The following is an 8,680-nucleotide window of genomic DNA, read 5'->3' as shown; positions in this document are numbered from 1 at the left end:
TGAGGACTGGCAGCTCGTGCTCTGGGATGTCAATCGTGGTATGCACGGCTTCGGCGGCAGTGATGTTGGTATCGAAGCGACGGATCCGCTCTCGGCTGTAGCCTCGCTCCGCTCCTTGGCCGGCGGTGATGGCACAACGATCCTCGTACTCAAGAACTTTCACCGTTTCTTGCAATCGGCGGAAGTTGTGCAAGCGGTATATCGAGCGGTGGTGGAGGGCAAGACGACACGGACCTTCGTGGTCATCCTGTCACCCAACGTCCAGTTGCCCACCGAACTGGCGACGCTGTTTGTCACTGTCGATCATCCTCGGCCAGATCGTGAGCAGCTGGAAGAGATCGCTCGCGGGGTCGCGACGGCTGAGGGTGAATTACCAGAAGGGAATGAGCTACAGGCGATCATTGATGCAGCCACGGGATTAACTCGTTTGGAGGCAGAGAATGCGTATTCTCTTTCATTGGTGCGTCATCAACGATTACAGCCAAAAGCCGTCTGGGAACTAAAGACGCAAGCCCTAAAATCCTCTGGGTTGCTTTCACTTCATCGTGGCGATTCGGATTTTAGCAGACTCGGTGGTTTGTCTTCGTTGAAGGCATTCACGCGTCGCACGCTACTGCGATCCCGTCAAGGTGGATCGGTGCGAGCGCGTGGCGTGATGCTGCTTTCACCTCCGGGATGCGGCAAAAGCGAGTTCTGTAAATGTCTCGGCAAAGAGGTGGGGCGGCCCGTACTCAGTTTGGATGTTGGCAGTCTGATGGGTTCGCTCGTTGGACAGTCCGAAGAGCGAACACGCCAAGCCCTCAAAACTGTCGACGCGATGGCACCCTGTGTGCTGATGATCGACGAAGTCGAAAAGGCATTCGCCGGTGCCGCTGGCAGTGCCAACGATAGCGGTGTGTCCTCTCGCATGATGGGCACGTTCCTGACATGGCTGAACGATCACGATTCGGACGTGTTTGTGATTTGCACTGCGAATGACGTCCAACGATTGCCACCGGAGTTCAGTCGTGCCGAACGCTTTGATGGCGTGTTCTTCCTGGATCTGCCCGGCCGCAAACAGAAGGATGAAATCTGGCAATTGTATCTCGATCAGTTCGGGATCAGTGCCGACGAGGATCGCCCAGAAGATGACCAGTGGACCGGAGCGGAGATCAAGTCTTGCTGCCGGTTGGCGGCGCTACTCGACACGCCTTTGACACAAGCGGCCGAGAACGTGGTTCCGGTTGCGGTCACTTCAGCGGAATCGATCGAACGGCTTCGCCAGTGGGCCGATGGTCGGTGCTTGTCATCGGATCAATCGGGGATCTATCGGTGCAGCGGCAGTTCGCCGAAGCGGCGGCGGGCGGTATCGGCCAAGCCGTCACGAAACTGATCGTCATTCGATCGCTCGTCCCAGAACTAGTCCTCGGCACTAGTGCGTCTTGCCAGACGTCCGCATGACGTCATTGATACCGAAGTCGCATGAGTGTTTGCTTCGCACAAGCCTGTACTGCGTAGGTTCAGGCTCATTTCATTTATGAAAGGATGCCAATGAGCCCTATCCTCATTGTTTGTTTGATCCTCTCGTTTTCGCTTGCAGTGACATCGCTGATGGTGATCCAACTGCGGCGTCAGCGGCGAGGGCTCAAAGCGTTACTAGCTCGTCTCGTGAATAGAGAGTTTTACCATGCGGAAACCGATGTTTCCGGAGAGCCGGATCCAGCGAATCGTAACAATCATCGGCTGGAGCCTTCTTCTATTGCTGGTGGTCGGATGCGGGCCATCCGGCCGCGATCTGAGTGATGCCCAGTGGTTGCAGTTGCAGCAAGACATTCAGCAGGAACGGGCCGAAATCGGTCGTCAGCGTGACCTCCTGGAGAGCGATCGACGCGAGTGGAACGAGCGTGAATATAGCGAGCCAATTCTAGCGGCCGCTATCACCTCCTCGGTCCTCCTTGCCTGCTGTTTGCTGCCGTTGCTACTGACCGCTTGTGTGCTTCGATCGCGGGAGTCTGATCAAGACTCCGAAGCAGTTTGTGATCTTGTGATCGATGAAGTGCTGCATCTGCCCGATGTGACACCAAGCGAAAGTAGCCCAAAGGTCGACTCACAGAACACACGACGGCTCGCTTCACGCGAGTCATGACGCCCGGCTAGACCGAGCGTTTTCAACCAACCAACTACCCAACGAATAGCCCCGTCGGCCCTACAGGCTGATGGGGCCTTTTTTATTTGAAACATTCCCTTTAAACCGAAGGAGACAACGCAATGAGCGTTACCCTTGAAACGAGCGAGCAACAAAATACCCGGCCCGCTGCCCCTCAAGCTGAGACCAGTGTCGGTGAACGGTTGCAGTCGGAAACAACCGCAGTGCGACTGAAAATCCACTGGCCGAGTGCTCGCAAAACACTCAACACTGACCAGAAGCGGCAGGCTGCGGTCACCTTCGATGCGGATACCAAGTCGGTCTCGGCATCGAAAAAGCTGATTGATACAAGCCATCCGGCGTATCGAGCGTTGACCTCGGTGAAGACCCAGGCAACGGAATACTGGAAATCCAACACACTTCCCTACACCGAACCAGGGATGCGATTGATTCGCCGCAGCGATGTGCCTACTTTCGATGTGCACATGACCTCGGTTCGTGCCGAGATGGCCGAAGCGGTGCAGCAACTCGAACAGCACTATGACGAGTTGATAAGTCAAGCTCGCGAGCGACTCGGCGACTTGTTTGACCCCAGCGATTACGACTCGAATCTGAGTGATCAATTTGGTATCGAGTGGGACTACCCGAGCTGTAATCCGCCGGAGTACCTGCTGCGAGTCAGTCCGCAGTTGTACTACAGCGAATGTGCTCGCGTGCAGCAGCGTTTCGACGAAGCGGCGCGGATTGCCGAGCAAGCGTTCGCTGAGGAGCTCGAGCAGTTGGTCCGTCATCTTTCCGAACGTCTCTGTGGCGAGGAAGACGGATCCCCCAAAGTCTTCCGCGATACCGCGGTGACTAACTTGCTAGAGTTCTTCGATCGCTTCCAGCGATTGAACATCCATTCGGATGAACAGCTCGACCGGTTGGTAGCCGACGCACGGCAAATCGTTAGTAGCGTTCGCCCTCAGCAGTTGCGTGAGAAGACCGATGTGCGGCAACGCGTCGCCAGCGAACTGACGCGAGTCGAAGCATCGCTGGACGGATGGATGACCGATCGCCCCCGCCGCAGCATCTTGCGGCGAGCACGGTGACGACGATGGACATGATTGTCGAGCCCGACGGAAACGTCCGGCTGGTCTACGACGAGGCGATCGATCTTCACTTGATCGGCAAAGTCGCTATCCAGCGTGGCTCTCACGTCGAGCCAACTTCGGCGGGCAAGTGGTCTGTTGATCTGTCGCCCGTCGGCGGCCCCACGTTAGGACCGTTTGATTGTCGCAGCCAAGCGATAGCAGTGGAAGTCGCTTGGCTGCGTGAACACTGGCTCTCGCCTCAAAGAGGCTGAGCTTCTTTGACTTCCTGCGTACCTCAAAGCCTCCGTTCGTTGACTCGTCGTCAGCGAACGGGGGCTTTTTTCGTTTCCTCAATCTCTCATATGGAGAATCTTGACCATGCCTCAGTCCGATCTCTATCGCTCGGTTGCCGCGGCGACCGGCGAGTCGATTTCCACGATCAAGCGGCTCGGTTTCTTGATCGCCGATCCATCGCAACCGATCTCTGACCCCGAAGCCGAGTCTCTCGGTCCCCACATCATCGACTGGGACGAATTTAATGTCCACCAAGCTGAAACAGAAGGGTTGGATTGGTTGGGCTAAATCCCAACGCCCCAACTCCTCCAAGCTTTCATCGCGACGTGGTCGGTTGGCACCCACTTGCCAACCGCGTCGCGGTCGTCGTCGGCTCCGATTCCCGAGCCGACGGTACTCTCATTCACTTTCCGCCAACAAACGCAACTGATGACGCAGCAGCATTATGACGCTGTGCCGATCGTTCGTGATGAGGCACCAACATTAAACTCAAGGAACATAAAAATGATTTCCTGGCAAAACCAGAAACGAAAGTTGTCGTGCTCTGCCACGCCGAAACTTTGGTTCACGCCCTACGCCTGGGCAAAGCTACAATTTCTGCGTGATGTCGGCCCAAGCGAGGTCGGCGGGTTCGGGATTTGTGATCCCAACAATCCGCTGCTCGTCCAAGACGTCGAATTGGCCAAACAAGTTTGCACGATGACGACACTTGATTTTGATGATGAGTCGGTGGCCGACATGTTCACCCGTCATCTTGAAGGGGGCCGCTCGCCAGACCAGTTCGCCAGGGTCTGGATCCATACGCATCCGATTGATTCCGCAAAGCCAAGCGTTGTTGATGACGAGACTTTCAAGCGGCTGTTTTCGGCTTCCGACTGGGGAGCGATGTTCATCCTTGCCCAGAACGCGGTGAGCTACGGACGGTTGCAATTCAACGTCGGTCCCCGGACATCGATCCGCCTCAAGCCCTGTGTCGACTACTCCAGTGGCTTCGCTGCTTCGGATCCCAGCCGATGGCTCGCAGAGTATGACACTAGCGTTCGCGTCGAAGATCCGTTCCAGCGTCAGGCCGTCACCGTCGACGCTGCCGACTGGCATGCGACCGAATGGGTTGCCTCGTAGTGCTGCCTTCGGGCGACCACTGCGGTCGTTTTGAAAACCGCCACGCAAACAACAGCTGTCTCTGCCAGTGGACTCCTAGTACGCTGGCATTCGATCCAAATTCCCTTTCTTTTCGGAGACTATCGCCATGACATCCCGACTCACGATTGGCGTCAGCCAAAAAGTTGGCCAACCTAATTTTGGTAGCCGCGGTGCAAGTTGCCAGATTGAATTCGAGTTGGACAGTGAAACTGATCCAGACCAACACGGCCAATTGGTTTCGCGAATCCAGGATGCCTTTCGGCTCTGCCATGACGAAGTGCATCGCGAGCTTCAGAGCGAGTGCCTGCCAACTGTTTCATCGCATTCCGAGCCGTCGGCTCAACCACAGACAAGCAAGCCTCAGTCGGACAACGGTAGCAAGCAACCGCGAATACGCGAGGCGACCGAGGCCCAAATTCGGGCGATCCATGCAATCGCAGCGAAGGCGAATGTTCAATTAACAAGCCTACTCGGTGCTGAATACGATGTCTCGTCACCAAGGCAATTGTCGATCCGGCAAGCGAGCGAGCTAATCGAAACGCTTAAGAGTCGACTGCCAAGCGAGTGACTCAAACGTTGTATCGCCATGATTGCGACGAGGGAACTCGTCGCAGTCGTGGCTTTTACTTTTAGCTCCCAGCGAGTTTTTTTAAACACCTTGCGCCCCTCCAAGCAAGCGTTCTGTGTGTTTTGCGAAGGATACGCAAAACGTTCGCTTGGCACGACGTTGACGATGATTCAACGCATCGCAAAACGCGTTTTCGACCGTCATTTCCGGCGAAAACCGAGCTCGACGGATACCATCTCGATTTTTTTGATCCAAGCAAGCCCTCGTAGCGAAACACTTACTTTGGGCCTGGAATGGTCCTCATTCCAGATGGCATCCATGGAACGGTGTCGCGAAACCTTGTCTTTTGAGCTGATTCCGTGATGGTAATTTGCCCCCCTTGCCAGGTCGTGAACTCTGCCCAGTCCAAGCAAAAAGCATGCTTGGTAGCTTAATTCCGGTCTCATTCTACGCGCACCATGCCAACTCGTTTTCGCCCCTTCCTTTTCTTTTTCTGCGACTTGGGACGGGCATCTGGCGAATTGGCGTCCTTCCACTGTTGCATCATCCAGTGAACGGCAAGCTTCTCGGCGCGTTGCCATGTCTTACATGGGATCCGGTTTGACCGATTGGTTGCACGAACGATCCAGTACTTTTTTCGTCGGTAGGCAAATACCTGATGGTTACACTCGGAGTGCCGAAAGACGATAACCTTTCCACATCTGACTCTCCGGATTCCGTCATCTGGATCACTGATGGTAGTGCCATGGTCGGAAAAGGTGGTAGCGTAGTCGAGGTAACTGCCATATGACTTGCGAAAGGTCTTTTTCTTGCGGCGTCGTTTTGCTCGTTTGTAGATTTGTACCGCTTCACATCCCTCATCAAGTGTGCACTTTCCGTCCATAACGTGGCCGGCAACCTTTGGGTCTCTCTTCTGAAGTTTTTCGGCCGCCGCAAGATCATCACGTGGCACCCCGGCTTTCTTGGCGGCGATATCAAGTGCCCTTGGTGCCCGCCTGCTTGGTACGTCTCTCGTTCCAAGCGGGTTTCTGCGGTTCTTCCGTCCTCGCTCCGCCCCCTTGCGTCGTCTTTTAGCAGCTTCCTTTCGTTCGTCTGCCAGCAACTTGATTGCTCTCATCGTCCGTTGATCACGTGTTAGCTGCCGCGTCACGAGGTTCGCGTCGGCGATTAAATTTGCAGACAATTCGGTTGCTTCGATTTGGTCGTCTGAGAGGTCGATGTCGAGTAAAAAACAAGCTCGCAGTCGCGATCGACCATCCAGCAGGATTCCGTCATGATTCACCCAAACTGGAACCTCCAACCCGTTCCTTTCGATCGATTCGACCAAGATATCGAACTCACGACTATCAATTTCTGGAATAGATTCGCACGCGGGGTGAACTCCCTTGAGGCCAAAATGTTCGATGGCGGATTGGATAGAGGGTTTGCGATAACGTGGCTGGTATGCTTTTTTTGCCATTGTCTGTGCTCTACATATTTAAAAAGGGATGACGGACATATGTCGAAACAGTCGTGCTCATCCCGAAGGAATGATTTAAGAAGGTGAGTCGACGCGTCGTTGCTGAAGCAAGCGAGTGACTCGGTAGTGCGTACGGCTCAGCGCGACCGACTGGCAAGCTTCGTGTTGCCCCGGAATGAATCGACGCATCAGCTTGTTCTGCCAGCAGAAAACTGCCGGCGTTTGTATAGTTGCTGCGTCGCCCAGAGGAGTTGCTCGTTAGTTCAGCGAGGCTGTGTCGCGGCGTTTTAGAATGCCGTCGATCAAGGCGTCATGGAGCTCGCCTCGGGTCTCGGGAGCTTTGCCGAGCCAGCGATCCGCGTCCGCAATCCTTGCCTTCTGCTCTGCGTAGAATGCGTGCTCGGGAGCAGCTGGGAAGATGCCAGCCAGAGCACTTAACGTAGCCACCGTCGCAAGCGGTGGTTTTGTGGTTCTTCCTTGCTCAATCCTTCCGATCGTCGAAAGATCGCAGCCGCAATACTTTGCTAGTTGGGCGTGGTTTGGGAGCATGGACTTACCGGGAGAGTAGCGAGCTCCGCGGGAGCTACACTGGCTTAGAAAAAGCCGTAGTCGGTCATCGAGCAGCATTCGCTCTTCCCGCTCTTTTTCGGCCTTTCCATTCGCTTCGAGCAGCTCTAAGAAGTCCTTGTCTGTCATTGAGCGCATCGTTGATCCTCACCGTAGATGAAAGTGGAGTTGACTTTGATGCAGTCAACGTATGCGATCAACGAAAATCGACCAAAACGAGTTCTGGCAAAAAACACCAATGCCGAGGACGAATTCTGGGATCGAGACGTCAATACACGTTACGCTCCCTGCATTGCTTCCACAACAGCTATAGTTCGCGACCGCAGGCATGTCGGGACTTGGTGATTGGCGTCCTTCGTTTCGAAAACACTGACTCACACGAGTAGTGAAAAAACCGAGGTCCAACACCGCCGATCCCTTCAGACTTGACCGCCGCCCTCGCCGCGACGGTCTATGCAACCGTCGGCAGGAGGCAGCACGCGAACTACGTCCGATGTCGGCCTCCGGTGCAGGTTCATCGGCGTGTGATATAGGTCGAAAACCGGCACGGGACACACCGTCCGGATGCAGTTTCGAACTGAAAAGCGGGAAACATAAACGATCACGGAAACGAAGTCACTCCACCCAAATCCGTAACGCCCCAGACCACGCGGAATCTGTCGCGGTGTTTCAAGCAATTGCACGAAGTGTATCGCTAGAAGCTGCGATTGATTTCTCTTGAGCCATCAAAGGGACAAGCTTCTACGTCAAAGTGAGACTAAACCGCGAACACGGCGGCGTCGCCTTGGTCCTTGCCGTGACTCTGGTCCGTTTGCCAGTGTATATTACCCGGGCGGTTCGAAACGTTCTCATTGACCGCATCGAAATCTTTAGAGGATTCTCATGCCCGTCGCCCATCATGTTGTGTCTTTCCGGAATGGTTCCCAAATCATGGTACGCGGGCTCGCACTCGCTGAAGAACTCGGCTACTGTCGCGATGCTCGCGTGCAGGTCACGGATCCCACCGCCGGCCGCCAGCCTTGGATCTTCACTGTGCCAAATGATGAACATGCAACGCTATCTTGCCAGACACCTCCCCCGCCGGAATGGATTAAGCCAGGGGTCATGATTAGGATCGAAGTAGAAACGCCTCTGGAAGCGGCGGATGAGTTGTTGCCGGTAGCAGGTCAACCCATACCGGTCGCTCCGGAAACTGAGCTAGACGTGGATTTGGCAGCCTGCACTAGCAGTTCGGGCCTAAAGACACATGTTGTGTATGCGATCGATGTTGGGTCACCTAATAGCGGTCTCGCATGGGCGAGATTAAGGCCGAAGGACGAGTCTATATGTCACGGATCAATGGACTTCGATCACTTCTTGAATTCCATCGTCAATGATTTACGGGCGTCGCTACCGGTTTCTCTTGGGTTCGAGGCACCGCTATTCCTGCCTGTAGTCCAAGATTTCCAAAA

General features: G+C 54.9%; 10 protein-coding genes. 8 read left to right on the top strand and 2 right to left on the bottom strand.

All coding sequences use genetic code 11. The features are described from left to right. The 7 genes from RMSM_RS06380 to RMSM_RS06350 all read left to right on the top strand — a co-directional run. Window positions 1-1,372 (top strand): AAA family ATPase (locus RMSM_RS06380; RefSeq protein ID WP_040764397.1); only part of this gene is annotated, 1,372 nt, incomplete at its 5' end. Window positions 1,373-1,666: 294 nt separating this feature from the next. Then, window positions 1,667-2,125, top strand: a complete 459-nt coding sequence (locus RMSM_RS36480) for a hypothetical protein (protein WP_008693169.1) — start codon at window positions 1,667-1,669, stop codon at window positions 2,123-2,125. A gap of 122 nt (window positions 2,126-2,247) precedes the next feature. Continuing rightward, window positions 2,248-3,216, top strand: coding sequence for a hypothetical protein (locus RMSM_RS06370; protein WP_008693168.1), 969 nt, complete (start codon window positions 2,248-2,250; stop codon window positions 3,214-3,216). Window positions 3,217-3,221: 5 nt separating this feature from the next. Further along, window positions 3,222-3,470: a hypothetical protein gene (locus RMSM_RS06365; RefSeq protein ID WP_040764394.1), complete on the top strand. Its 249-nt coding sequence runs from the start codon at window positions 3,222-3,224 to the stop codon at window positions 3,468-3,470. A 106-nt stretch (window positions 3,471-3,576) separates the two neighbouring features. Beyond that, a complete protein-coding gene (locus tag RMSM_RS06360) occupies window positions 3,577-3,780 on the top strand; it encodes a hypothetical protein (protein ID WP_008693164.1) in 204 nt (67 codons plus the stop codon). A gap of 216 nt (window positions 3,781-3,996) precedes the next feature. Next, window positions 3,997-4,614 carry a hypothetical protein gene (locus RMSM_RS06355; RefSeq protein WP_144057423.1) on the top strand — a complete coding sequence of 206 codons (618 nt, stop codon included), beginning with the start codon at window positions 3,997-3,999 and terminating at the stop codon, window positions 4,612-4,614. A 127-nt stretch (window positions 4,615-4,741) separates the two neighbouring features. Continuing rightward, a complete protein-coding gene (locus RMSM_RS06350) occupies window positions 4,742-5,203 on the top strand; it encodes a hypothetical protein (protein WP_008693158.1) in 462 nt (153 codons plus the stop codon). A gap of 442 nt (window positions 5,204-5,645) precedes the next feature. On the opposite strand, the gene RMSM_RS06340 is transcribed toward RMSM_RS06350, so the two are convergent. Together RMSM_RS06340 and RMSM_RS06335 are read right to left on the bottom strand one after the other, a co-directional pair. Beyond that, window positions 5,646-6,386, bottom strand: a complete 741-nt coding sequence (locus RMSM_RS06340; protein WP_144057422.1) for a hypothetical protein — start codon at window positions 6,384-6,386, stop codon at window positions 5,646-5,648. A gap of 534 nt (window positions 6,387-6,920) precedes the next feature. Beyond that, entirely contained in the window at window positions 6,921-7,367 is a 447-nt protein-coding gene (locus tag RMSM_RS06335; RefSeq protein WP_144057421.1) for a helix-turn-helix domain-containing protein, read from the bottom strand. Window positions 7,368-8,111: 744 nt separating this feature from the next. Between RMSM_RS06335 and RMSM_RS42370 the strand changes: the two genes are divergently transcribed. Next, window positions 8,112-8,680: hypothetical protein (locus RMSM_RS42370; protein ID WP_040764388.1), on the top strand; the 569-nt coding region annotated here is incomplete at its 3' end.

This window comes from Rhodopirellula maiorica SM1 (assembly GCF_000346295.1).
Classification (GTDB): domain Bacteria; phylum Planctomycetota; class Planctomycetia; order Pirellulales; family Pirellulaceae; genus Novipirellula; species Novipirellula maiorica.
The sequence above is the reverse complement of the archived record's forward strand: the minus strand, read 5'-3'. Positions and strand labels throughout refer to the sequence as shown.

Bases quoted from the DNA above. Each gene is read 5' to 3' on its own strand.
- RMSM_RS06370 (WP_008693168.1), top strand. From the start codon at position 2,248: ATGAGCGTTACCCTTGAAACGAGCGAGCAACAAAATACCCGGCCCGCT.
- RMSM_RS06365 (WP_040764394.1), top strand. From the start codon at position 3,222: ATGGACATGATTGTCGAGCCCGACGGAAACGTCCGGCTGGTCTACGAC.
- RMSM_RS36480 (WP_008693169.1), top strand. From the start codon at position 1,667: ATGCGGAAACCGATGTTTCCGGAGAGCCGGATCCAGCGAATCGTAACA.
- RMSM_RS06335 (WP_144057421.1), bottom strand. From the start codon at position 7,367: ATGCGCTCAATGACAGACAAGGACTTCTTAGAGCTGCTCGAAGCGAAT.
- RMSM_RS06355 (WP_144057423.1), top strand. From the start codon at position 3,997: ATGATTTCCTGGCAAAACCAGAAACGAAAGTTGTCGTGCTCTGCCACG.
- RMSM_RS06360 (WP_008693164.1), top strand. From the start codon at position 3,577: ATGCCTCAGTCCGATCTCTATCGCTCGGTTGCCGCGGCGACCGGCGAG.
- RMSM_RS06350 (WP_008693158.1), top strand. From the start codon at position 4,742: ATGACATCCCGACTCACGATTGGCGTCAGCCAAAAAGTTGGCCAACCT.